Origin of the sequence: Nostoc sp. PA-18-2419 (assembly GCF_005869855.1) — a bacterium.
Taxonomy (GTDB): Bacteria; Cyanobacteriota; Cyanobacteriia; order Cyanobacteriales; family Nostocaceae; genus Nostoc.
In genome coordinates, this window is the sequence record NZ_SZNH01000066.1 from 1 (window position 1) to 24,910 (window position 24,910).

Consider the following 24,910-nt stretch of genomic DNA (forward strand, 5'->3'; position numbering starts at 1 on the left):
TCTGGGTAAATTTGAACCATTTCGGCTAATTCGCTCACGAAATCATCTAGCCTACCCTTCATGGCTCCACCTTGCTTTTTGGGTTCTAGATGTCCTTGCACTCTATGAAGTTGGATTAGCTTTTGCACATAGCTTTTTGCTACACCAAATTGCACGGCAACCTTTCTTATTGAAGTACCACCCTTTTCGTAAGTATTTACTATTTTTTCTCGTAAATCGATTGAGTATGCTTTCATTTTAAGTCTTGATGCACCAATACTATGTGTACCTCATTTACCTCGAAATTGCTGTAACTGTTTACTGTTGGTTATGCCGCACCTCCACCTCCACCAACAATTAAGCCAGTAACTAAATCTCCTACAAAGACTGCAAGTACTATAATTAATGGAGTTCTGGCTAATGTTTGCCAATCTTCATCGTTGCGGGCCGCTTGAACAACCCGGACTAGGCTGATGCCTACGTAGAGTAAGAACAGACCCCTTAATACGTTGAAGAACAATGCTACAACTGCTTGTGTTTGTCCGTTCCCAGCATTACCAAAGGTATTAGTCATCCAGGTTTGAGCAGTGTTAAAAAACTGTGCATCGGCTGGCGAGGAAGCAAAGTCAAGTAGACAAACAACCGTCAAAATCGTAAACAACACCGCATAAAGATTGACTCCATACTTGCGTTGTATCTGCTCAAAATTAGTCAACAGAGCTTGAGATTGCTTTGGTAGTGCTATAGCGATCGCCGTAGCAATCATCAATCCACCTAAGAGGATGTTATGGACTGACATCGACACGATCATTGCCGTACCCGTCGCTCCCATTAGCGCTAGTGTGCTATTTGTTATCGTGCTGTTCTTTTTTCCTGAAGTCAGTACAGCAGCATTATTGACAAAGCTTTCAGTCTCGTCGTGGTAAGTATGCATTTCGTTCTCCTGAAACGATACGCATATTATTCGGGTTTTCACCCACAAAACCTACAAACCAAAGTACTAAAAAAAACCGTACCTTTGCCTACATAGAATATTTAATACAATCTATTTCACAGCAAATCTAGCAAGTAGACTGCTTATATAGATGTTATAGCTGTTTATTATCAGTATTTAAAATTATATAGGTATACAATTTTATATTCATTGATGAAAATTAGAGAAATAAGCGCCAGATAGCCTATTGACTTTTTTCCCTTTGTTGGTTTTCTCATCAGTATGGAACCGATAATGGCTGGATGTTGAGCTTGTCGCCGACTTGAATTTTAACAGCACCAGAGGGCAGTTCTAAAACCTGAGTAGCAACACTACCCCTGTAAATTGGACAAGGATTTTTTGCACAAGGTGGAGCGTTGTAAATTACCATCGTCACCATACTATCCTTGATGAAAATGATGTCTAGGGGGATTTTTACTTGCTCCATCCAAAAGGGGACATTTTTGTATTCCTTGCCCAAATTAAACAACATCCCGCGATCGCCGGGCAAATGATTGCGAAACTTCAGCCCCTTCTCTAATTCAACAGGTGTGGTGGCTACTTCCAACTTGAATGTCCGCTGATTGTAGGTGAGCATCTGCTTTGTGGGTAAATGCTGGGGACGAGTTTGCAAGTAGGCGATAGTTGATGAAGCGACAATTATTGATATTCCCGCAATTGGGCCAAGAATATTTAACAGTTTGTAAGCCGCAGCATATAAGTCGATTGTTGTGGGAATTTTGACTAATTGCATAATTTAACCAAAAATATTGACATTGCCGGCACTATATATACTTGAGTCAAGGGGACTGGACGGTAAACCTTGTAAATCAGCTTTGTTTCGCATACCCTCAATCCGTTCAGCTTCCCGGATTGCCAGAGGATTCATATTATTTCTCGCTGACAATAATGCTTCAAGTCTAATTTCTAGCGGCGGCAGTTCACCCATAGGTGGAACATCGTCTGTGAACATCAGGCAAAAAGTAGAGATAGCCGCCCTTTCCACAATTGCTTGGATTTCCGCACCCACACAGCGATGGGTCGCTTTGAGCAGTCTACGCCATTCTTCATCGCTGAACCCATCTCTATCACGGAACCGATAATCAAATCTAGCGAGATGAATTTTAAAAATCGAGTGTCGTTCCCCATTATTGGGTAAATCCACCTTAAAAATGTCGTCAAATCTCCCGCTTCTGGTCAGTTCTGGTGGTAGCCATTCAATGTTGTTGGCAGAAGCAATAATTAATACATCACTCTTTCTTTCCTGCATCCAGGTTAACAACATCCCTGCTAGTCGTCGGGACAAATCATCATCAAGAGTAAATCCCTTGTCAAAGTCGTCTAGGTATAGAATTACACGGTTAATCCTGTCTACTAGTGCCAGCAAGTTTTTTAGCTTGTACTCCGCCATGTTGCCGTAACTACGAAAACTGCCCCACTCTAAAACGATCATCGGAATCCCCAATCGCTGGGAGCAAGCTTTCGCTGAATGAGATTTACCTGTGCCTGGGGGCCCAATCAATAAAATACCTTTGGGTAGCCGAAGATTATATGCTTTAGCTAACGGCGTTAATAAGCGCTTATATGTCTTAAAAGATTCCTGCATCAAGTCCAGTCCGCCAACTTCAATTGCTGGGGGCTGGAGAAACTCAATATTGTAAACTCGCCTGAGCAGGTCAGTTTTGTAAAGAGAAAGTTTTTTTGTCAGTTCTTGGGCTTTGGTACAAGAAGCTGTAGCCCAACTAATCCCATACTCAATATCTGCTAAATACATCCCCACAGCAGCAAGGGCGATCTCATGGATTTCCTTTTCACTATAGTTTTTTGGCAATACCCCTTGTAGATAATTGCTGATTTCTTCAACTGTTGGCAGTTTTTGTGTAATCGTCGGCACAAATGCGGTAATTTCAGATGAAAGACTGGCGTTTGGCCCCAATAGGATAGCTGTTCTATTTAAGTTCCGGTTGTCAAGTTTCAGATTTACAAGGGCAGACTTAATCCATTCGGCGGTTAAGAAAAAATCCGGGTCAGTAGTTGAGTTTCCCAACCAAGGAAATATCCCCTCTAATATTAAAATGCCTTCTTTTTCAGTAGCTTTCCAAAATCGCAGGATCTCAAAGTAATCTTCGCGTTTATTTTTGGTCATCGGCTGATACTCTAGTACTTGTTGTAAAATCAAGTCCTGCCCATTAACCTCTAACTGATGTAATTGATCGTCTGATAGTGTCCACAGATAGCATAAAACGTGCTTTTGTTGACATTCCCTAGCAATGCTTTTCAGTAGTCTTGCCCTTTCTTGCAGTGGAGATTCTATCGCAATCAAAGGATTGTTTAGTTTTATCAGGTCAAATACTTGCTCTATCAGCGCAGTATTCATCAGTTTTTTTATTTGTTGGTCATCCTGATAATAAAAGTTGTAAAAAATTGTTTCCACAGACAAAAGTATTGAAAAATACAGTACTTTTACCTCTTGCTTTCTGACTACAATATGCCATTCTCTCTTAATTTATCCGCATTGTCTGAGTGAGCAATATTACTTAAAATCAACGCTATATTATCAGAAAATTGCAATTTATATTAATATTTAAATCTCAACTATTTTTCGTATTTAATATTTACCATATTTATCTTTACATAAATAAATATATTTAATAAATTCATTTTTAACCTTATTTATCTGTTAAAATTTTGGCAAAAAATTGTGCAAAAGTAGGTGTGCTTTTATGAGATTCAATCTTAACAAAAACCAGATTTATGTACTTGCTTTACTGTTAAGTTTGGGAGTGTCTTCATGCCAATCACCAGAACAAAAAGCTGCTTATGCTCAAAAAGCAGTAGAAGCAGAGCGAGAGCAAAAGTTCAAACAGTTTGTCGAGAGTACGCCTGATTTATACAAAGTAACTTGGAAAGTTTGTGGGAATGCTGGCGTAGATTTAAATCGAAAAATAAATTTGGGCTGTGATGAAACTAAAGATATTCCTACTCAAGGTTTCCAAACACCCATTTATGTATGGGGCCCTGCTGGAGAAATAAAGTTTATCACTAAGCCTAGCTTCTTTGCTGATATTTCATCGGACTCAACTCTTTTTGTCAAATCTAGGGGATGTCTTGCATCAGGTACTGCTAAACAAGAGCAATTATATGTTGTCAGAGAATTTCCACTAAAGAAAGGCAGTAATCCTCAACCTAAAGATGCGAAAATAGAAATCGTGCCAAAACAAGAAAAAGAGAATATATTGCGAGATGCTGTCGCAAATGCACAAATAGAAAATGCAACTCTTACAAATTTTGGTGTATCCTCCAATGGACTAATTCCTACAGGGAAAGCTTGTCAATCATTTGATGAGTGGAAGAAAGCTAATTAGGAACTCTCTTTCAGTTTAACTAATATTGGGGTCAAGTCCGAATGGCACTAAGAAAACGTGAAACCTCGCCTGGGCTATCTTGTTGGGGGTAGGGTTGCAGCTTCGTGTGTTTAAGAAAATTGAATTTTAGTTGCGTCAATTCAACATCTTCTTCATTCCCTACACCCCAATACCTGCAACCCTATACCCTTTCATCCAGTAATATTAGGGGTTTGCAAAGAGCAAGCGTGCCATTCCGTGCAGGTAATTCTACACCGTATTCCTGGCTCAAATACTTTACAATAGGTGTAAAATTGTCAATTCTTTTCCAATTCACTCAATGTCGTTTTATAACTATACGAGTGTCGCAAGGTATAGTTAATTCCAAACTTGATGAATAGCCCCTTTCCTTTATCACCTCCCCAAAAAGCAATCGAGTCATTATTAGCATTGCGAGATTACTACGTAACTCTTGTAGAAGAGTACGAAAAATTATATTCCCTAGCAAAAGCAAATCTCACTCATGTAGAAGCTCTATTATCTAACTGGTCTTTGACTGAGGAGGTAGATAATGATAATGAAGAATTCACCTCTGAAAAAGGAAAAAACTTCTTCTTATTCTTAAGTGAGGAATCTGTTAATGACGATGTTGAACCTATTACCCATCCTTTATTAGACGATTCACAGGATACATTAACAGTCGCAACACAATTGCTTGACTCCACTCAACAAAATATATTCACACTTATACAAGCTTGGCCAGGTGAAGAATCTGATCCAGCTACAGATACTCCAGTACTCCTAGAGCCACCGATAGAAACATCAACTCAACAGCAAGCGCTCTATGGAACCGAGACGGCCATGCTGCCTATTTTCCAATCGCTGTCTCGCCCGGAAGCTATTGAACAGGTTTTGGCAGAACACATTGGCACAATTGTTCACATCGATTTTATTGTCAAAATGCTTTATGGAGAATTAGAGCCAGAAGTGTTTAAAGTGCTTAAACACAGAGTTAAATCATCCCTCACTAAAGGCAGGGAAACTAACAAATGGTTCAGTGTCCCAGGATCACCCGGATATTATACTCTCTCTTTAACTTTGCTACCAAAACCTGAGACGAAGAATTCGTCCACCAGAGTCAAAGGCAAAAATAAGAAACAAGTTTTGCCGCCCCAGCCCAAAGACATACCAATGCTCAAAGAATTTCAGGGTCAGTTTTTAATTGATGCACTAACAACTTTTCTAAAAAATAATTCCGGTAAAGTTTTCGGGGTTTCAGAAATTATCAACGGAATCTATGGCGAACTTACTGCGACTGAGATTAAAGAAGTGAAAAACAAGGTCTTGAATGAGTTATCACGGGGTCATCGCACAGGGCGATTCACTAGGGTTCCTGAGCAGATTGGTTTTTATACCTGGGACTTGGATTTGATTAATAAGTAGAAACGATTAGGCGATCACCTGGGCGTGGGCGCTTGATCCGTCGCATCCAACCAGACTATTGCTTAACTTACACTTTTAACATTTATGGCTATTCCAGCAACACAGTTAAAGATCGGGCAATCGGTGAAGTATCTGATCGGTACTCGAAGCGGCATGAGTGCGGCAATAACCGATATCAGCAAATCATCTCTTAGTCTCAAAAATACTTATATTGTTACTTTGACCTTTGATGATGATTCACTACCAAATCACTTAAAAACACAACAACTAACTGTTTATGACGAATTGCTTGAAGGTTGTGAAATAATCACATTTTAAAAAATGAAAATTGGCAACAGCAACAGCAGAGCGCACATTCGCCGCCACAAGTTGAAATTAATCAAAATACTAACTTGCCGGCTGATATAATCTCGTATTTTCGTTAAATTCCCATCCCAACCCTGCTCTATCCTTGTTCTTACACCATGCTACAAAAAGCGGTGGGGGAAGATTAATTCGCTCCTTGCGTACAGTTTCCTCACTTACACCAAGTCTTGAAGCCAAACCTTCTTCAGTTAACGGTTGCATTCGCGGACTTTGCCCAGAATAGGATGAATTGTTGTAGTACGATTTTTGGCCCCGCTTTTGTTGGTTGTTGAGATAGTCTTGAATTTTAATGATCGCCTCAGCCAACTGTGTCATTCGGGCTGTCATCTTTTCAATTTTTTGTTCTAAATTGGCGAGATTATCAATTACTGTGGCTTGGTTGCTATTAGATTCATTTGAAAATTCTGACTCCAGCTTCTCAAGTCTTTCGCAAATAGCTATTATTGTTTCGTTGGTCGGACTGGCGTTACTATTGTTACTCGTAACTAAGTACTTCTCAACACTTGCCTTAATCTGAGAATCTAAGCGTTTGTCTAAATCGTTACCACCTATTGCATCAACCTTATCTTGGGAATCGCCTAAGTAGAGATCGATAAATTCGATCAGTGTGGCTGTTGCTGTTGTGCCTTTCGAGTTGCAACAGGCGATAAACTGCTCCCACTTCCTTTGGTCACAGTTGAAAGATGCTAATTTTTTTTTTACGCCCTGTATTGCTCATGGAAAGCGTATCATCTAGGTAAACTTGGACTGCCCACGCTTATTAAATCGTGTAATTCATCATGATAAATTACCTTGATAGTATCATCGCCAAATGTGTCAGCGCATTCTTCAAGCGATGGCTTTTGTAAAGAGATGCTACTGCCAACGGCTACCATTGGCGATGATTGCAAATAAATATAGATATCACCCCCTAGCAATTCCAGCATCAAACATCTTCGCCAGAGATTAAGTATTAAATATTCCCAGTGATTCCGCTAGTTCCTGAAAATACCCATACTGCTCATCTGCATAATCGCTCGGTTCCATTTCTTGTACTTCACCGACCCATTCCCTTGTAGCCCTAAACTGAAAAGAAGAGCGATGCCTGCGGCGGGCTGCGCCAACGCATTTCAGAGCCAGGAACGTATAGAAAAAGTGTAGAAACTACATCAATAGAGGAGATTTCTTCCTCTGTCCTGGAATAGTCAACTTTTGGACAGCACAGCGTTTAGTTTCTTCACCGCGACGGTCATATCTGGCAGTCTGGTCACTGTTTGCGTGTCCAGCTAACCTTTGAACTGTAGAAATGTCTTCACCAGCATCGAGCAGATCGGAGATGAAAGTTCTACGGAAATCGTGAGCGGAGAAATTAGTTACTCCCGCCTCTAAACCACGTTTTTGCAAGATGAACAGCACTGCTTGAGAGGTAAGCCGTCGTCGTACTATCCTTGAGCCTCTGTTGATATGACACAGCAAGGGGCCTGCCTCGAAGTCTCGAAGCGATAACCAGTCCAAGACGACAGTAAGAGCAGCATCGGGTAAGTACACAGTCCGGTCTTTACCACCTTTGCCACCGCGCACTTCTATTGCCCCAGTATTCAGGTCAAGGTTGCTCAAGTCTAAATTCACCACTTCAGAGCGGCGGACTCCAGATCCACGGAGTATTGCAAATATTGCAGCATCTCTGTAACCAGTGGGGGTAGGGTCATCAAAGCAGGTTTGCATCAATTGGGAGATTTCTTCTGCCGTAAGGACACGTCCCCGCAATTGCTTGGTGACTTTAACGTTGGGAATGTCTACAGCACGAGCAAAATCAACAGCATCCATTATTTCTAACCGCAAGGCTTCTTTTAAAACTCGCCGCAAAGCACACAGCACTTTGTTGACATAAGCTGGTGCATATTTTTCGCTCAACACAGAGCGGACTGCTGCCGTATGTTTGTAGCGCAGTGCTGCCCAGTTCAGGGTCATCGCATCACAACTTGAGTTGGTTAACAATCGCGCGATCGCATTGAGAGCTTGGCGCATTGTGGGGCGGGAACCAGGAGAAAGGGTTGCCAAATAGACCGCAGCGGGATGTTCGACTAGCGGAATGGGAGAAGGCAGAGCGAGAGGAGATGGTGCGGTGTTTTGAATAGTTTCAGGCATTTACTTATCAGAACTATCTTTCTTATAAGCAAGATTCTGATAAGTAATTGTCTCATAATTGCGTGCATGTGATGCTGACTTTACCCCTCAACAGGCAACACATCTTCACAGAGCAAGGCATAAAATTCCGGGACTTGAGCCTCGACTCGCCGCAGCTCATTCGCTGCGATCGCTTCAAGTTCCAGCACCGTATCCCAGCGCAAATCCTCAACCCATCGCTTAAGGATGCCCTTAATCGCGTCCACCCCCTGCTTAATGCCAGAGCGTAGCATTTCCACACAATGGAGTAGCGTAATGCGATCGGTCGGAGGCGACTCAAATTCGGTAGTATCCTCCCCTTGGCAATGGGAGTTCCCTATAGCATCAAGGGGGGGGATGGATACGGGCTGGTGATTTGGGTTTGCACTATACACAGCAGGGGTTTCGGCAGCATAATAGGTTCGATTTTCTTTTTGATTACGCTTCGTTTCACGATGAGCAATTACATGCATTGCAAATTCCAATTGCTCTTTATCTAAAGAGAAAAGTTTCACCTGTTGACCACGTTTACCCTGCTTACGGAAAGTCAACTTTAGCCCCAGCTGCTCGACTATTGTGGCCAGCAACCAAATAGGTTTACAGTCACTGGGAATAGTAAACCCAAGAATTGCTTTGATGTGAGCAGCACAATGTATAGCGATCGCCGTCATCTTGAGTAAGGTGGAATCCGAGGCGGTAACTTCCTCACCCGCAACTAAAGAAGTGAGAATCTGATGCAGCCCCAGGTTAAATCTAGCAAGCCACCGTGCCGAGTAATTGCCCCAGTCGATGCACAAAGGTAGATTGTCGCGTTCGGTGCGGTCTTTTTGGGTGACAATTGTTGGTGGCGTGGGATAACTTTGCCCAGTTTTGGGGTCAGTAAACGATTCTTCGGGTGGGGCTAAAATGGCCTCAAGTCCAGCAATTGCTCTAATTAAGCGACCACCTTTATCCATTTCTACGAGTGATTCGGTTACTTCGATGCCGTAAGAATCAGAAATGCGAAACTTTTCGCATTCAAAAATTTCATTAGGGTCAAGGTAATCTTTGCTCTGACGGGCGCGGTACTCACTCAAAGTAATATTCTTAGCCTTGGCAACATGAGAATTGTGGGCACGATCCAAAGCTTGTGCCGCTGCTTTTAGACTTTCTCTTGCTTGGTCATCATCATCACTGCCCACACATATAAATGTATTGCCCATTTCGGTGAGAAGCGATCGCAAATCATCACGCAGATTATTGAGAGAATAGTGGCGGTTAGCCATAATTTGGCAGTAAGCCTCAAGCGCCCAATCTTTCTCTGCGCCCCGCTTGCCTGTTTGACGGTCAATCCGCAACAGAAAAGCGGTCATTTCATTGGTTTGGAGCAAGCGCTCTTTAATCTTGGATGCGTTTGTATCTTGGTAGCCAAAGGGAGGACGCGGGGCCACCCAAATATGAAACGGGACTTTTGGACGATAACGGTAAAGCTGTTGGGCGCATTCAGTAGCAGTTTGGGAAACGCCGTGAAAAACACCGAACACCAAATCAAAATGATACTCCGAAATATCCACACCAGTACCGAGACTGGGAGAGGTGAACAAGGCATCAAAGTTTTTGACGGCGTTGGTGATATCTTTGATGAAAGCGACATTTTCATCACTGCCAGAATTATCGGAATGGACAGACCAAATGCGCCATGAAGCCCTACGGGCCGGGCAAGGGGTAAGGGGTAAGGGGGAAAAGGTGGAGGAATCTGTTAATTCTTCCTTTTCCCCTTCCCCTTTAACCTTTTCCCCCACCTTTTCGTATTTGATAGTAAAGGATTTGTCGAGTTTTTTGATAAAACGCTTACTGTCACTTGCAACCATGACTTTCTCACCAAGCATCAGTGCTGCCGAAATCTGGGCAACTAAGGCGCTAGAATTATCCCCCTCGTACCAATAAATTGTGCGTGAACCGTTTCGCCACTCGTTTTTGATAATGTAAGGTACTTCACCTTTTGGTCGCATTGCAAGAAAAAAATCTACCGTTAAATCATCCATGTGTGCATCAGCGATGACGACCAGTGGCGCGTTGTATACTATATATTCAAGGACGGACAGTATTGCTGCACGGTGCTGTTTGCAAGTATTACTGTGCAGTAGGTGGGTGAGGTATTGGCAGGCTTCATCTATAAATATGCAGCCGTAAGTGAGAGACTGAGTATTAAGTTTGTGCAAGCTGTCAATAGTAATACTAAGGGCTTGAGCCTGGGCTAAACCTGTGTAACCCAAGTCTGAATACATCGCCGTCTGCAAACGTTCGGCAAGATTTTTCAACAAGTTAACCCGATGTCCATTGTTGAGGAACCGCGCATCGGGGTTTTGATCACGCCACCAGCGCATGAGTTCAGTTTTGCCTGTACCCATGTCGCTCCACAAGATTACTAGCCCTTTTTCTGGAAAACGGAAAGACTTTTTGGGATTTTGGGTACTGGGTTTGTGGTCAGGGCAGTCAGAAATTATTAACTCTTGTTTTCCTTCTCCCTCTTTACAGCTTGTAGAGCTAACACTTGGGGTAAACAATTTTTCTTCTGCAATATCATAAAGTGGCGGGACAGATGAACATTTTTCCTCCAGATCCGGAATGCAGAGTGCTTGGGTCAAATATTTAATATTGACTGTGACATCTGGTTTATATTTACTTAGTCCCCATTTTTTAGCCCGATACGAGCGCTGGTAATCGGCAAGTGATTTGGCATCGTCTATGATCGCAGTTAGTAAGACATTAGCATCTTCACCGCGATCAACTACAAAATCATCAACGCCTTTCTCTGGCCCCGGCAGTAATGCAACTTCACATTCAGAACCAGCAGCTAAGATTGCTTTTGCAGTACGAACAGTGGCTTGAAACACCGACCACCTGGTTTTGGAAGAAGTTTCGTAGTCAAAAAGAATTATGAACTTGCGCTCCGCCTGAGCCATTGGTACTAAGTCAGGATGCAATCGTTCATCAAAATCCCGTCTTCCGACCCGCCCGTTCCAAATTCCAGGAAGTGCGATCGCTACAAACCCCAAAGAGAGCAAGCAAGCTGCCTTTTTTTCCCCTTCGCATAAGATAATCGGAATCTCTGGATGCTGCTTTACCCACTCCCAAAATATTAGTGGATTGAGTTGATCCAGCAAGCGCAATGCTAAAAGCGAATGATAGCGCTTAATTAAATAACGCTTTGCAACTCTGTCCCAGATAGGGTTAGCGACATCAAAGTAGGTAACGCGGTTGGGGGTTTTGGGGGGTGATTCGTACTTAACTGGCTTGCCTTTTTCCCAATCAATGCGAGGGAAGTTCGGCTTAATCCGCCCCCACTCCATTGGTTGCCAGTTTTTAAAGGGGTCAAGAGATTGAATCCACGTCCCACCCAGTAATAGGTGCTGATACATTTTTATGTATCCATCCGTGACCCGACCCGCATTCTTGCGTGGGATTTTATCAGATATGAACAGGAAATCATAAACTGATTCTCCCTCTACATGGAAGAAGTTGGGCTTAATCAGCGCCGGATGAATGGCGCTACCAGCTAACAACTCATGGTATTCCGCTGCCGTGAGATTGTTTGGATATTCAGTTGTCGCTGCATTCATCGGTTCTCCCCCCAGAATTCCTTGGAGAGAACTCTTTCAAGCTGCGAAACTTTTGCTCTAGCCTGGATATTCCGAAAATTTTCCTTCGTCACAGCACAAAATTGCCATGCGAAAGCTGCACTCGACCCCATGCGCTCAACTACAGCGTTCTTGGGGCGTTTTCTCTTTCTCACGATATTTTCCCTGATTACTTGGTTGACAAGCTCAGAGGGGGTTGCATCAGTTATCAGTCAACAGTTAACAGTTATCAAATGCTGACTGATAACTAATAACTGGTAACTGTTATTCGCGCTGCTACTGCTTTGGACTACAAAATTTGAGACATTTCCTTAACAAAACTTAACTTTACAAAAACTTATGAATTTTGACAGCCAAAACATACCGCAAGGAATGGACTTTCCAAGCGGCAGATCCTATAATGGATCTGGTAGCGCGGATTATACTCTCAGACAAATTTAGTAGTCGTCTCGGTCGCCAAACTTTAACGACAACTTATTTTGTTCCTCCGAGATCAACCCCGCTCTTGATAACTATGGGTTTTATAGAACGCACGAAGCGCTACTCCTTAGTGGCGCTTTTTGCGTTAGTGGGTATTGTTGTAGATTATTCACCTCCATGCCTCCTTTTAACTAGCTTGATTGTACAGAAGTTGTGTCCATCAGAAATCTAACGTTATCCTGATTTTTTACTTTAAATTTTGCCACCTCCGTTAATAACTGATTAAGAGATAGTCTGAGAATTTGTAAGATTCTCATATAGCGTGCGGTATTATTCAGTTGCAAAAGGGGCTTTGGCTAAAGCTGCTATACCTGAATTCATGTCAGACTTAGACTTTGACACTTAGGGGTATAACTTAATCTAATGCAACTCTACCCTTACTAATTAAGCTAATCAGTAAGGGTAAATAGTTACTGGATCAACTACTGGTTGGCTATGCAATCAAGTCTGTCAATAAACTTAGTTGGACTTTAACTGGCATAACACACTGTAGATGTGCTTTTGCTACCTGTATAATTTGGCATTTTAATCTTATAGCTTAAAGAGACAATTTGGAAATAGGATATCTAATTAAGAATTATTAAAATGTAGATATTTAATTTAAGTAAAAATGAATATAAACTATTGACTATAGTGTACCTGCGATACGAGCTAATATGGTTGCTAGTAATAATTTAGACACAGTAGATATAGAAGAAGTACTAAAATTTGTGGAGGAGCAAGTGCTTCAGCACACGGGGACTCGTCTGTCAGGAGCCGAAAAGCTTATCATCAAAGGGTCATGGGGCGGTAAAGACTATACTGACATAGCGCGTGAATCTGAATACAATACGTATTACTTGCAACAGAAGGTAGGCCCCCGGTTATGGTTAATGCTGTCAGAAGCCCTCGGTGGAGTGAAGGTAAAAAAAACACACTTTAAAGAGATTTTACTCAAACAAATTAAAAAACATTATGTCCAACTTGAAGCATCTAAACTGAATAGTGATTCTTTAGTAGGCAAAACTAAATTTTATGGAGAATTTCCTAAATTAAAATCTTTTTTTGGTAGAGAAGAAGACCTAAACTGTTTAAAAAACCAAATTAGACTTTTTAATCAGCGTTGTATAACTTTAATAGGAGTTGGTGGAATTGGTAAAACTTATTTTGCAGCCAAGTTAGTAGAAGAAATAATTGTTGAAAACCCGAGTTTATACGATTACGTTGTTTGGAAAGAAGTTGATAGTTACTCTTCTATAGAGCAAATAATTAATGAAATAATTGAGGCTTTAAATATAGAAAAAGGTAATAATAAGAGTTTAGATTATAAAATTTCTTTAATATCAAAACATCTATCGTTATATCGCTGTCTATTAGTAATAGATAGTTTTGAAAAGTTAGCTTCATCAGAGAATTCAAAAAAAATGATAGGGTATGAAAAGTTTTTTATTGAATTAGCAAAAGAGCAAAAACATAGCTGTACAATTGTTACAAGCCAAATACCTTTAAAAGAGTTTACGCATATAACGAGTAATTTACCTTTTTTATACTGGAAGTTGGAAGGTTTAGATTCCAGTGCAGCCATGCAGATGCTCTATGAAAAAGGGTTATCTGGAGATGAATGCAAAAAATTAATTGAAATATATAGAGGTAATCCATCAGAATTAGAGGCAGTTGCGGAGAAAATTCATCGTTTTTTTGGAGGAAACATCGAAAGTTTTTTTGAATATAGAACTACTGTAATTAGCTCTCGATTTCAAGCAATGCTACACAAGCAATTTGAGCCTAATGGGTTCTTGAATAATCTTCAAAAAACAATATTAATTTACTTAGCGAAGGAATTAGAAGAATATTCAACTCCTATACCTTTTACTAAACTAATTGATGATTTAAAAAAGCAATTAGGTTTAGGTTTATCTATTTTTGAAATTATGGCAGATATAGATATATTAGAACAACGCTCATTAGTTGAAAGGAGCAACGATCCAGACAAAAAAGAAACTAGGTATACTTTACAACCAGTCATAAAAAAATACATTTTAATTGATCCTCTTGGGCTAATTGATGAAAAGTACAATAAACCTAAAAAGTTTACACAAACGGCTAATATTTTGTGAGTTACTGTATAAATCCTTTTTGTAAGGAACGCCAGAGTCCTGATGAGCAAGAAATTTGTTTATCCTGTGGTAATCCCTTGCTAATCAACGGGCGTATTCGTTTAGTTCGTCCGCTAACATTTATACATAATAAATTTAATTATACGGATGTATTTGAGGTAGAAGATATTGGGATACATTCATCAGAATCTCAAACAAGAATACTGAAAGTATTGTACTGGGATGATAATACTAAATACGCAGAGTTATTTCATAGGGAAGCCCTAATATTACAAAGCCTTGAGCATCCTGGAATTCCTAAGTCTCATAAAGAAGATTACTTTACTTTTACATTAAATAACGATCTACTCAAGCTGCCTTGTATAGTAATGCAAAAGTTTGAAGGAGAGAATTTAAAGCAGTGGATAGAATCTCATGGAAAAATTACGGAAAAATTAGCATACGATTGGTTATTTCAATTAATTGAGATTCTTGACCTAGTTCATCGTTCTGGTTTTTTCCATAGAGATATAAAACCAGAAAATATTATTTGTCAACCGAATGGACAACTAGCACTTGTTGATTTTGGAGGTGCAAGAGAAATTACAAAAACATATTTGGCAAAAGTTAGTACTAGTGGAGGAACTAGCATGGGTACTAGTCTGGGTTATGAAGTAACAGCTGTTCGGACAGCTTGTTACTCTCCTTTGGAGCAAATTAATGGGCAAGCTGTACCACAATCAGATTTTTATGCACTCGGTAGAACTCTGGTATATTCAGTAACTGGAACTCCTCTGATTAAGATTAAGAGCGACGATGAAACAGGAAAATTACTTTGGAGAGATAAAGCACAGCATATAGATAAAAATATTGCCGATTTGATAGATGATTTGATGGCTCCTTTTCCAGGGCAACGGCCCCAAAGTACTCAAGTAATAATTCAGAGATTAGAACGATTACCACTTCAAGCAAAAATTGAGCGATTAGTTAAATCAAAATTATTTAAAATTAGTTTAGGAATATTGGGAGTTTTCGGTATATTAAGTATAATATATAGCTCTCTGCCTTTGGTAGCAAATTATTATTTAAATGAAGGAAAGAAGGCTTACCAAGAAAGTAATTTTGATGAAACTAAAAATGATTTTAGAAAAGCAGTTCAATTAAATTCTAAATTAAATATTGTAGTAGCAGATTATCTTTTAATCCAAGGAAAAAAAGCATATAGAGAAAATCAGTTAGCCCAAGCTGATAAAAACTTTCAACGAGCAGTCAGTTTTAATCATGAGTTAACTTACTCAATATCCAGTTTCTATTTTGAGCAAGGTTTTCGTCATCAAAATGAACCAAAAATTGCTAGAAAGAATTACGAATTAGCTATAAAGTACAACCCTAAAGACGATACTGCTTATAATAATTTAGCAATTACGTGTCAGCAGTTATATGACTATAATTGTGTTAACAAAACTTACGAAATAATTTTTAAGTTAAAGCCTAATAAATGGGAATCACATTACGGATTAGGTGATTTTTATGATGGGCAGGGAGAATATGATTTAGCAGAAAAGCAATATGAAATCGCTATTAGAAGTAGCGATCAAGCTATGTTTGCTGTTGCGGCTTTAGCAAGATTGAAAAATAAAAAGGGTGATTATAGAGCAGCAGCTAGTTTAGCTTTAAAAGGTTTGCAGAAAACTAACAATCGGGAATTACAAGCATCGTTGTATAAAGATTTAGGATGGGCAAGGTTAATGGAAAATAAGTTAACTGAAGCCGCAAAATATCTAGAAAAAGCGACAAAGTTAGATAGCGAAAGAACAGATGCATATTGTTTGCTATCTCAAGTAGAAGAATCATTAGGTCAATTTAATTACGCCAGAGCTTATATAGATGCTTGTATCTTGACTAAATCTAGTCTACCAGAAGTATTTCGCTGGAGACAAGAGCTGCTAGACCGCATACTTGACAAATGATAAGATGTTAAGAAAATTTCTCTTTGTAAAACAATGAAAAAGCTGATGTTTTTTAGAGGAATGTGCTGTTTAACTTCTCTAATACTAAGAGACCATTTATAAAGTAAATCTTTAGACGGCTAGACGACGTAACAGAATACGAGTCATAACGGCATATATGGCAGCTTCGCTCATTTCAGGGAGACGCTCGTAATCCTTACTCAAGCGATGGTACTGGTTAAACCAGCAATCATGTTCTTTCTACTACCCAACGCTTGGGTAAAACTTCAAACTCTTTCCCAGCACGGCGCATGACCTCAACATGAGCTTGAATCATTAACCAAACAGCTAACGCAAACTTATCACCGTCATACCCAGAGTCAACCCATAAAACTTCAACTTTTTCTAATAATTCTGGGCGTTCCTCTACCAGTTCCATCAAAGCATAGGCAGCAAGCAATCTTTCAGGAGCATTGCCTTCACTCACAACCACTTTGAGCAAGAGACCAAGGCTATCAACGATTGTCTGGCGTTTTCTTCCTTTGACTAGCTTGCCACCATCAAAGCCGTAGACATCCCCCTTTTTTGGGTCGTTTTTACCGACTGAGTGTCTGCGGCGATGCCTACGGCGAGCTTTGCTAACGCGCTTGGTTGTGTTGATTTACCTAGTTTTAAGCGAACTTGACCGCGCAGTGTATGGTTTAATTTTTCCCAGACTCCCTGGCGCTGCCATTTGCGGTAATAGCTGTATACCGTTGAACTTGGGGGAAAATCGCCCGGAAGCATATTCCATTGGCATCCCGTTTTCAAATGATAATAGATGGCATTGCATATTTCACGCATATCTGTTGTGCGTGGATGCCCTCCTTCTTTAGCTGGTGGAATCAAGGGAGACAGGATTTCCCACTCCATATCAGTTAAGTCTGTGGGGTAAGACTTTCCTGCCATGACCAACTATGTAAATACANCGCTGCCATTTGCGGTAATAGCTGTATACCGTTGAACTTGGGGGAAAATCGCCCGGAAGCATATTCCATTGGCATCCCGTTTTCAAATGATAATAGATGGCATTGCATATTTCACGCATATCTGTTGTGCGTGGATGCCCTCCTTCTTTAGCTGGTGGAATCAAGGGAGACAGGATTTCCCACTCCATATCAGTTAAGTCTGTGGGGTAAGACTTTCCTGCCATGACCAACTATGTAAATACACTGTGTATGATGTATTTTATCCTTACCCTTACTCTTTTCTTCTCGCTTTTAGATTTACTTTATAAATAGCCTCTAATTCATCTACCATTGCTAGCAAATGTACCGCTCATAAGAGTAAGAAGAAATCAGGTTCATTGTGATCCACAAATGGGAAGGATAATAAGTAAGGGTAACAAGCACTTGTCAGCAGGGAGCTTAATTTGTAAGGGAGATACAATAGAAGTTGTGAATGGTGATTATGTAGAGTTTTTATGCTTTAGTTCTGGAAACATTTTAAATTTATCTAGTGGAACTATTCCTCTTGATAAATGTGCAGAACCTGACGAAGCCTTATCCACTTGCAATCCAACCAACACTAATGCGTGTCACATACGAAAAGGTGGCACAGAAGGGAGTGATGAGCCAATAATCATTTCTCCTTATAGCACATCAACATTGAATTCTCGTCCAGAAATAACTTGGACTGCTGTTAAGGGTGCTACTTCTTACAAAGTCAAAGTAAAAAGTTACGAGTTTGGTTGGGAAAAAGTTGTAAATCAAACTCGGCTTGTTTACCCAAGTGATGAAAAAGAATTTCAACCTGGGACTCCATATACAATAGATGTTTTTGCTTATAAAGATGGTGAAGCTTTTAGCTATGATGAAACGTTTGTAGATGTATTGTCTATAGCAAAGCAAGAACAAATTGCACAAAAGATTAAACGCATCAAAGACTTAGGGCTACCTCCAGATGAAACTATTCTTGACGTAGATGCTATTTATACGGCAGAAAATCTTTTAAATGAAACAATTGAGATGTTAAAAATGGCAACAGCAACTAATAGCCAAAATCCGACTCTTTACAGAGTACTGGGCGATCGCTATTTGAAGGCCAAGTTGCCAAAGGAGGCGAAACTCGAATACATCAAGGCAGCTGAGTTAGCGAAAAGCAGTAAGAATTCCAAAGAGTTACAAAAAGCCCAATCAGGGCTAAAATCAGTGGAATTTTACAACCAGCTTCCAACCAGGAGGAACCCACCCCAATAATAAGCCTTCTTATATTTAGGATTTGACAGTAAACTCAATTGCGCCTGACGTAGTGCTTCTGCTTTAGGCAAGCCATTGTTCAAACCTTTATAAAATTCTTGCATAAGCAAAGCGGTAGAATCGGCATCCACGCGCCACAAAGTAGCAACAGTACTACGCGCTCCTGCGGTAGCAGCCATTCCTGCAATACCCATTGCTGACTGCTTGTTGCCTTTAGCTGTTTCGCAGGCGCTGAGAACAAGTAACTCAATTGCATCTTGACTATTTTCAGTTTTACCTCTGATTAAGCTGTCAAAGTCCCTAATATTAATTAGCTTGTCATAGGCAACCAGTACTGTTTTGAGTGGGTCAGAACTAAATTGACCGTGGGTAGTAATATGTACAATAGGAAAATTATTTTGAGTTAGTTCTTCTTTAAACCTTTTAAGGGTAAACTTTTTGTCTAATAAGGCTACTGACGATTTAGTTTGTTTTTCTACATTTTCTATTTCTTGTTTAGATGGTAGCAAATTCTCCATATTTTTAGGTGCATTTGGATCTATAGAACTGGGGCTTAGTTTTGATAGTCCAGCTATTAAAGCTATCATCTGGTTTTCATTCAAGACTTTAGGTTGTCTAATTCTGGAACCTAAAGTTTCTGCAATACTGTAACGCTCTATTAAATAATGTTTTCCATCATATAACAATGCCATTGGTATGCTTTGGAAAGATTTATCTAAAGTGAATACGAGTGTTCCTGATGGGGGTAGATATGTTTGAATTGGTGCAATTAGCTTTTCATAAATTCCTTGAGAAGAAGTAGTAATGCTACTTGCGCTTACTTCAGAAAACTTTTCATTTTGTAAAGCTTCTAAAAGATGATCTATCTGGAATCGAACTAGTTTAGATTCAATAGAATGGTGGTGAAGTGAGCCATCTGTTGATTGAGCAATTACTTCTATAGTATCCCCCAAATCAATAATGTGAATTACTGTTGGGGCGCTATTGAGGTTTTGAAGCTGATTCAAAGCAACAAGGTCAAGCTTGCCACATCTAAGAAAGTTTTCTAAGCGTGCTATCTGCAATCCTTCATTTATCTCTATTACTCTTTTTAAATCAGGATTAGGTGATGTTAAGAGCAATCGCATATAATTACGATATGTCGGCTCCATTTCTGACTGAAAAGAGAACTGCAAATCTCCGTTAGTTGATAAAAGACTATCACGTACTTCAGTCATGTTTGCAATCGCAGCATTATAGTTCTGAATCGCTAACTCAATTTTTCCCTGCTTTTGGTAAATTAATCCTAACTGCTGCTGCCATTGGTAGGCGATATCCGAAGCCCGAATTGATTGAGCGAATCCTAAAGCCTTCTGAAAATATGCCTGTTTTTGTTCTGTTTGATTTGATAATTTACCCAAAGTACCAAAACTATAGGATAACCATCGGATACTATTAATAGTTTCAGCCATTTTCAAGGCTAATTTAGCATATCGAATCGCTACTGATTTCAATTGTTCATCTGGGATCTGGCTGAGATTATTAGCAAAATTCAACCGAGCATGAATAGATGGCTCAGGTGATAACTCCAAAAAGGCAGAAGAATTTTCATCTATTTGATTTACTAATACTTGGATCTGTTGATTAACTTTCTGATAAAGGTTCGCTTGATTTTGTTGATGACTAASCCATTGTTCCCAACTGATCAGCAAAGTTAAGTGATTCAACTGAGCTTGCAGTTTAGCTGATTTGGAGATATTTGGTATGTTTTCTAGTGTTTGATAATACCAGAGTGATTTTTGCGCTTTTTGTGGAATAATGTTAGCAATCTGCTCTCGAAAAAGTGGTTCCTCTATCCAAGAATATTTATCTTGTAATTGCTGATAAATTGACTGTTCGATATTACCCAGAGACAGATAAATTCCACTAATCTTTGATGAGGATACAAGTTTTGCCAGCGTTAATGTTTCTTGTAGAACTGTTTCCGATTCATTTAACTGACCCAAAATCCGCAAGACTTCTCCTAGATTCTGTAATCCAAGGAAGTTAACTGATGTTGGTTTCTGCTTACCGATTACTGCCATCAGTTGCTCTTTTTGAGCAAGAGCGGGTTGTTGCAAAGTCGTGTCACAAAGACCTAGATTTGTATTCAACTTTAAAGCTTCTAAAAGTGTATTGCAAGCTTCTTTGTGTAATCCTAATGCTTGGAAAGCAAGGTTTTGATTAATCAGGCTTTCTGTAATTCCCTCTTGGTCGTTTAGTTGGCAATAAATTTTGGTAGATTCCTGCCAAGTTTTTAAAGCTTTATTCGCCTGATCTAGAGCTAATTGTTCGTGACCTGATGAACTCAGGGATGCCGCTTGATTTTTGAGAAATTCTTTTTCTTTTTTTATAATCTGTGCAGGGGAAGATGATTGAATTAAAATTATAGACAGCCCTAGAATGCCTGAGAAAAGATATTTACAGCAACATTGAGGTGAGATCATTTTTATATCTTTTTCCCGATGAGATCCTGAAAAACAAGAAATTGCAGACAGTGAAGCATTCTCCCAGGTTGGATTTGCTTGGTCTGTTGTCAAAACTAAATTACCTTGAGAATCTCGAATCAAAACGTTGGCTTCTATGATTTGTGTAGCTTGGTTACTTATTAATGATTTTGGATTATGTGAATTATTAAAAGCTGGAACTGGAACAGAGCTACTTTGCTCAACATTGTTATACATCAGGTTGTTAGGCTTAGATTGGAGGTTGCGAGTACTACTAACTCGAAAACTATTTACTTCTGTGCCTGCTCGTGCCTGACAAACTGGGGTGATTTCAGGAGTTATTGGAATTACTTCTGCTTTTAGTTGAGTAGGGTAAATGTTAGTATCAGCGATGTTGTATTTAACCGTACCCTTAATTCCGTACTTGGAACTAGCTGTAATCACGCTATCAGGGGAAAAGAAAAGTCCCTTAGCATTAATTGTGATATTCCCACCACGACCCTCAAAGGCATTTGCAGTGATGCTGCTATTTTTTATTGCAACTAGGATATCTGTGTTGATAGTGATGTTGCCGCCGTCGCCATTACCCCCGGCAGTCGCAGTAATGATACTGTCACGTAATTGTAAGTCACCAGAGTGTAAGAAAATGTCGCCTCCTTCGCCATTAGTGCCCCTCTCTGTGCCAGCTGTGATAGTACCTCTGTCTAGATTGATACTGTCTGCGTTGATTCGGAGGGTTCCTGCATTTCCTTGTCCTGGCTGAAAGTTGAGATTTTTTGGAATTTTTTCACCACCAATATTTACTCTCCCACCATCAGTGACAGTTAATCGTTCTGCTTCGATTGTCAGATTTCCGGCCTTTCCAGTTCCTCCAGTTCGAGCTGATATTCTGCTAGGAGAATTACCAGTTAATGACTTTCCGGTTACTTGCACTTCTTCGTCAGCAGTTATAGATACGTTGCCTCCCGAACCCTGCCCAAATGTGCCTGATGATATCACTCCTCCAGAGCGTAAACTTAACCGCGCAGTTTCAATCTTGATGTTACCGCCAGATCCGGTAGATCCTCGTTGGGCCAAACTTGTTATGGAACTGCCTGCATTTCCTGTTGGTTTTCGCAACACTTCCACTGAATCATGAGCTAAGACCTCTATGGAACCAGCATTTCCGAAGCCATACGTACCAGCAGCGATCCCTACTCCATCCCGGACATTTAACCGCCCAGTTTCAATATTGATGTTGCCACCAGCTCCGGTAGCTTTTGGGTAAACTAGGCTCGATATGCCAGTGTTGAAAAACGAATCAATTTCTGGTAATCCCACTAGGTTCACTGAATCTGAAGCATTGATTTTCAATGTTCCTCCCGTTCCTGCTCCTAATGTGCTGGACTCAATCTGAGAACCACCGTCTAGCATTAGCTTCATGGCTTGTATTTGAATATTGCCACCACCATCATCACTGGCATTAACTGCTGCTGCTCCAGACAACTGGATCTCTCCAAAGGCTGAGATGCCTGAATATCCCAACGTCCAGCCTTTATCTGTAGGAATCAGGTTGACCAAACCCGCTCCAGCCACGCTGCCTAATTCAATCTGTCCCCCTGTTGTTTTAAGCGTTCCGCGTGAGAGTACTATATCACCACCCACCAAAGCTAAGGTTTGATTTGGCTGCACGCGCAGACCAGAACTAGTATCTATGAGGTCTGAAGTTTTTCTTATACCTTGGCCGTCCCCAAAAACGCGAATATTTCCAGCATTTGTCCCAAATCCTAATCCCACAGGCACGCTCACTGTCAAGAGAGGTTCTGCACTACTAAGGGGTTTAGCATCGAAGGAGATGCCATCAGCAAATTTAATATTACTGGCAGTAGTGCCGAAAAACGAGCCACCAATGTTCAGTGAAGCATTCAGCCCAAAAATAATCCCATTGGGATTAATAAGAAATACGTTGGCTATGCCGTTAGCTCGAATTAAACCATCAATATTAGATATTGAGCTACCCGTCACTCTTGTCAAAATGTTTTGGATGTCTGGAGCATTTTTGAAGTAGACTGCGCTTCCTGTGGGTACAGAAAACTGTCCAAAGCTATGGAACAAATTGCTTCCGACTTGGGTTCCTCCCGTTATCGCACTGGTATTATTATCCTTTCGTGTGACGCTGGAGTTGACTCTTAGGGTTGCATCGGGAACAATTTGTGCCGCAATTGGCTCCCAAGGCAATAGACAAAACAAGGTGCTGCCCTTGATAAGCCAGGATAAAGCTTTTGTCATAAATCATGGTAAAAGTTTTTTGGTTGATCTCTGAATTATTTTTAGTACAGACTTGCACCCTGCACCCGAATGATTACCAGTTATATAGATTAAGAGTAGCGGTAGCGTCTTGTCAAATTGGATTGGAGGCAGAGGCTTTTCTCTAGTAGTAAAACTGTTAATATTTTCTCAAATCCGAGCGAAAGCGATCGGGAGTAAAATACGTTTGTGAATTTATCAGTGATGAACAGAAAACGTAGTGAGTCCTTTAATGAAGTTGCAGAAATCTATGATGCAGCACGCCCTAGCTATCCATCTCAATTGATTGAAGATGTAATTGAGATGGCTAATCTTCCAGATTCAGCTTCAATTTTAGATATTGGAACAGGGACAGGTAAGGGAACTGTTCCATTTGCTGAAAAGGGCTATGCTATCTGCTGTTTAGAGCCAGGTGAAAGACTGATTGCAATAGCATCTCAAAATATGCGTTTATATCCGAAGGTGACATTTGAGACAGTGACTTTAGAGGATTGGAACTTACGCCCAAAAGCCTTTGATTTAGCAATATCTGCCCAAGCCTTTCATTGGGTAAATCGTGAAAAAGGATATCCAAAAGTTGCACAAGCTTTAAAAGAAAAAGGTTATATTGCATTTTTTTGGAACTTCTCTATTTTACCAGATACTTCAATATTTCAGGCGCTCAAAGAAACGTTTCAAAAATATGTACCTACAATATCTAATACTAAACCATCCTCAGTTAAATCACTAATAAAAAAGAGAGAAAAATGGATATTAAATAGCTTTTGTTTCAAAAATCTAGTGGTCAAACAATATGCTTGGTCTATTGATTATGATGCAGAGCGATATTTAGGTCTTCTGAAAACTCAAACTGCTTATCAAGAATTTACTGAAACTGAAAAGCAGAATTTTTCTGATGCTATTATACAGATATTAAATGCTCATGGAGGATATGTTACTAAACCCTATTTATCGGTTCTTTTCTTTGCTCAAAAAATTTAAATAAGACCTTTCATTCTAAATAAAACTCAATATTAAGTGTCGGTTACAACTCATTTCAAACTCGATACGAAAAAACTACGGGTTACAACATAGATGAGATTTATATAGTCACCCCAAATGCAATATTCACTGTCAAATAATCAAGCATTAGCCCTTGTTTTACTCGTGTGTTAAAGAGGGTATTTCTAGAATAAGCTTAAATTGAATTCAGTTGTCAGAAGTTAGAAGTCAGAATTGAATTCAGGTTCCTGACTTCTGAAGTCTTTCTTGTTACAGCATATTTGAGGTTTATGAGGTACAGTAGCAGCAATTAGTAAACCAATTTTTTAGATGTTTTGGATCAACTAGTTTCAGCGCAATTTTAATTAAACCATCAACGACAGATGAACTCTTGGGAGAAAATTGTTTCAGAAAAGCTTTTAATTGTGACCACCAATGTTCAATTGGATTGAATTCAGGAGAATAAGGAGATAGATAAAGAATACTTGCTCCCACTCCTTCAATCAAAAGCTTAATCTCTTCGACTTTATGAGCAGGTAGATTATCCATTACAACGACTGCACCAAC

At 39.9% G+C, this 24,910-nt stretch carries 16 protein-coding genes and 3 pseudogenes; 7 read left to right on the forward strand and 12 right to left on the reverse strand.

Annotated features, from left to right (window positions below):
• The 4 genes and pseudogenes from FCR06_RS30825 to FCR06_RS30840 all read right to left on the reverse strand — a co-directional run.
• Nucleotides 1-236 (reverse strand): annotated as a pseudogene (locus tag FCR06_RS30825) (IS630 family transposase); the annotation flags it as partial.
• Nucleotides 237-307: 71 nt separating this feature from the next.
• On the reverse strand, nt 308-913 hold the full coding sequence (locus tag FCR06_RS30830; protein WP_138506596.1) for a hypothetical protein: 606 nt from the start codon (nt 911-913) through the stop codon (nt 308-310).
• Between the two features lie 277 nt (nt 914-1,190).
• Nucleotides 1,191-1,706, reverse strand: a complete 516-nt coding sequence (locus tag FCR06_RS30835; RefSeq protein WP_138506598.1) for a DUF192 domain-containing protein — start codon at nt 1,704-1,706, stop codon at nt 1,191-1,193.
• A 3-nt stretch (nt 1,707-1,709) separates the two neighbouring features.
• Nucleotides 1,710-3,329 (reverse strand): ATP-binding protein, encoded by a 1,620-nt coding sequence (locus FCR06_RS30840; protein WP_138506600.1) that lies wholly within the window; start codon nt 3,327-3,329, stop codon nt 1,710-1,712.
• A 346-nt stretch (nt 3,330-3,675) separates the two neighbouring features.
• Here FCR06_RS30840 and FCR06_RS30845 point away from each other — a divergent pair, with 346 nt between their 5' ends.
• The 3 genes from FCR06_RS30845 (at nt 3,676) to FCR06_RS30855 (ending at nt 6,057) form a co-directional block, all read left to right on the forward strand.
• A complete protein-coding gene (locus FCR06_RS30845; protein ID WP_138506602.1) occupies nt 3,676-4,317 on the forward strand; it encodes a hypothetical protein in 642 nt (213 codons plus the stop codon).
• Between the two features lie 372 nt (nt 4,318-4,689).
• On the forward strand, nt 4,690-5,739 hold the full coding sequence (locus FCR06_RS30850) for a hypothetical protein (protein WP_138506604.1): 1,050 nt from the start codon (nt 4,690-4,692) through the stop codon (nt 5,737-5,739).
• 84 nt (nt 5,740-5,823) lie between these two features.
• Nucleotides 5,824-6,057: a hypothetical protein gene (locus FCR06_RS30855; protein WP_223280370.1), complete on the forward strand. Its 234-nt coding sequence runs from the start codon at nt 5,824-5,826 to the stop codon at nt 6,055-6,057.
• A gap of 69 nt (nt 6,058-6,126) precedes the next feature.
• On the opposite strand, the gene FCR06_RS34045 is transcribed toward FCR06_RS30855, so the two are convergent.
• From FCR06_RS34045 to FCR06_RS30875, 4 genes are all read right to left on the reverse strand, one after another.
• Nucleotides 6,127-6,432 carry a hypothetical protein gene (locus tag FCR06_RS34045; protein ID WP_223280371.1) on the reverse strand — a complete coding sequence of 102 codons (306 nt, stop codon included), beginning with the start codon at nt 6,430-6,432 and terminating at the stop codon, nt 6,127-6,129.
• A 401-nt stretch (nt 6,433-6,833) separates the two neighbouring features.
• The gene (locus FCR06_RS30865) at nt 6,834-7,031 is read right to left on the reverse strand and encodes a hypothetical protein (protein ID WP_138506608.1); all 198 of its coding nucleotides are present in this window, start codon (nt 7,029-7,031) and stop codon (nt 6,834-6,836) included.
• 217 nt (nt 7,032-7,248) lie between these two features.
• Nucleotides 7,249-8,232 (reverse strand): tyrosine-type recombinase/integrase, encoded by a 984-nt coding sequence (locus FCR06_RS30870; RefSeq protein ID WP_138506610.1) that lies wholly within the window; start codon nt 8,230-8,232, stop codon nt 7,249-7,251.
• An 80-nt stretch (nt 8,233-8,312) separates the two neighbouring features.
• The gene (locus FCR06_RS30875) at nt 8,313-11,852 is read right to left on the reverse strand and encodes a plasmid replication protein, CyRepA1 family (protein ID WP_138506612.1); all 3,540 of its coding nucleotides are present in this window, start codon (nt 11,850-11,852) and stop codon (nt 8,313-8,315) included.
• A 1,154-nt stretch (nt 11,853-13,006) separates the two neighbouring features.
• On the opposite strand from FCR06_RS30875, the gene FCR06_RS30880 reads away from it, so the two are divergent.
• Together FCR06_RS30880 and FCR06_RS30885 are read left to right on the forward strand one after the other, a co-directional pair.
• On the forward strand, nt 13,007-14,446 hold the full coding sequence (locus FCR06_RS30880; protein WP_138506614.1) for an NB-ARC domain-containing protein: 1,440 nt from the start codon (nt 13,007-13,009) through the stop codon (nt 14,444-14,446).
• A complete protein-coding gene (locus FCR06_RS30885; RefSeq protein ID WP_138506616.1) occupies nt 14,443-16,395 on the forward strand; it encodes a serine/threonine-protein kinase in 1,953 nt (650 codons plus the stop codon). Before FCR06_RS30880 ends, FCR06_RS30885 begins: the two co-directional genes overlap by 4 nt.
• Before the next feature lie 111 nt (nt 16,396-16,506).
• On the opposite strand, the pseudogene FCR06_RS30890 reads toward FCR06_RS30885, so the two are convergent.
• Nucleotides 16,507-17,322 (reverse strand): annotated as a pseudogene (locus tag FCR06_RS30890) (IS5 family transposase).
• A 22-nt stretch (nt 17,323-17,344) separates the two neighbouring features.
• A pseudogene (locus tag FCR06_RS30895) lies at nt 17,345-17,566 on the reverse strand (transposase); the annotation flags it as partial.
• A 106-nt stretch (nt 17,567-17,672) separates the two neighbouring features.
• Between FCR06_RS30895 and FCR06_RS30900 the strand changes: the two are divergent.
• Nucleotides 17,673-18,611, forward strand: coding sequence for a tetratricopeptide repeat protein (locus FCR06_RS30900; RefSeq protein WP_223280372.1), 939 nt, complete (start codon nt 17,673-17,675; stop codon nt 18,609-18,611).
• Here FCR06_RS30900 and FCR06_RS34050 read toward each other — a convergent pair.
• Nucleotides 18,572-23,344: a CHAT domain-containing protein gene (locus tag FCR06_RS34050; protein ID WP_223280373.1), complete on the reverse strand. Its 4,773-nt coding sequence runs from the start codon at nt 23,342-23,344 to the stop codon at nt 18,572-18,574. The genes FCR06_RS30900 and FCR06_RS34050 overlap by 40 nt on opposite strands.
• A 222-nt stretch (nt 23,345-23,566) precedes the next feature.
• Here FCR06_RS34050 and FCR06_RS30915 point away from each other — a divergent pair, with 222 nt between their 5' ends.
• The gene (locus tag FCR06_RS30915) at nt 23,567-24,343 is read left to right on the forward strand and encodes a class I SAM-dependent methyltransferase (protein ID WP_223280374.1); all 777 of its coding nucleotides are present in this window, start codon (nt 23,567-23,569) and stop codon (nt 24,341-24,343) included.
• Between the two features lie 288 nt (nt 24,344-24,631).
• Here FCR06_RS30915 and FCR06_RS30920 read toward each other — a convergent pair.
• Nucleotides 24,632-24,910, reverse strand: a 279-nt coding sequence (locus FCR06_RS30920; RefSeq protein ID WP_189523645.1) for a transposase, incomplete at its 5' end; no start/stop codon positions are given.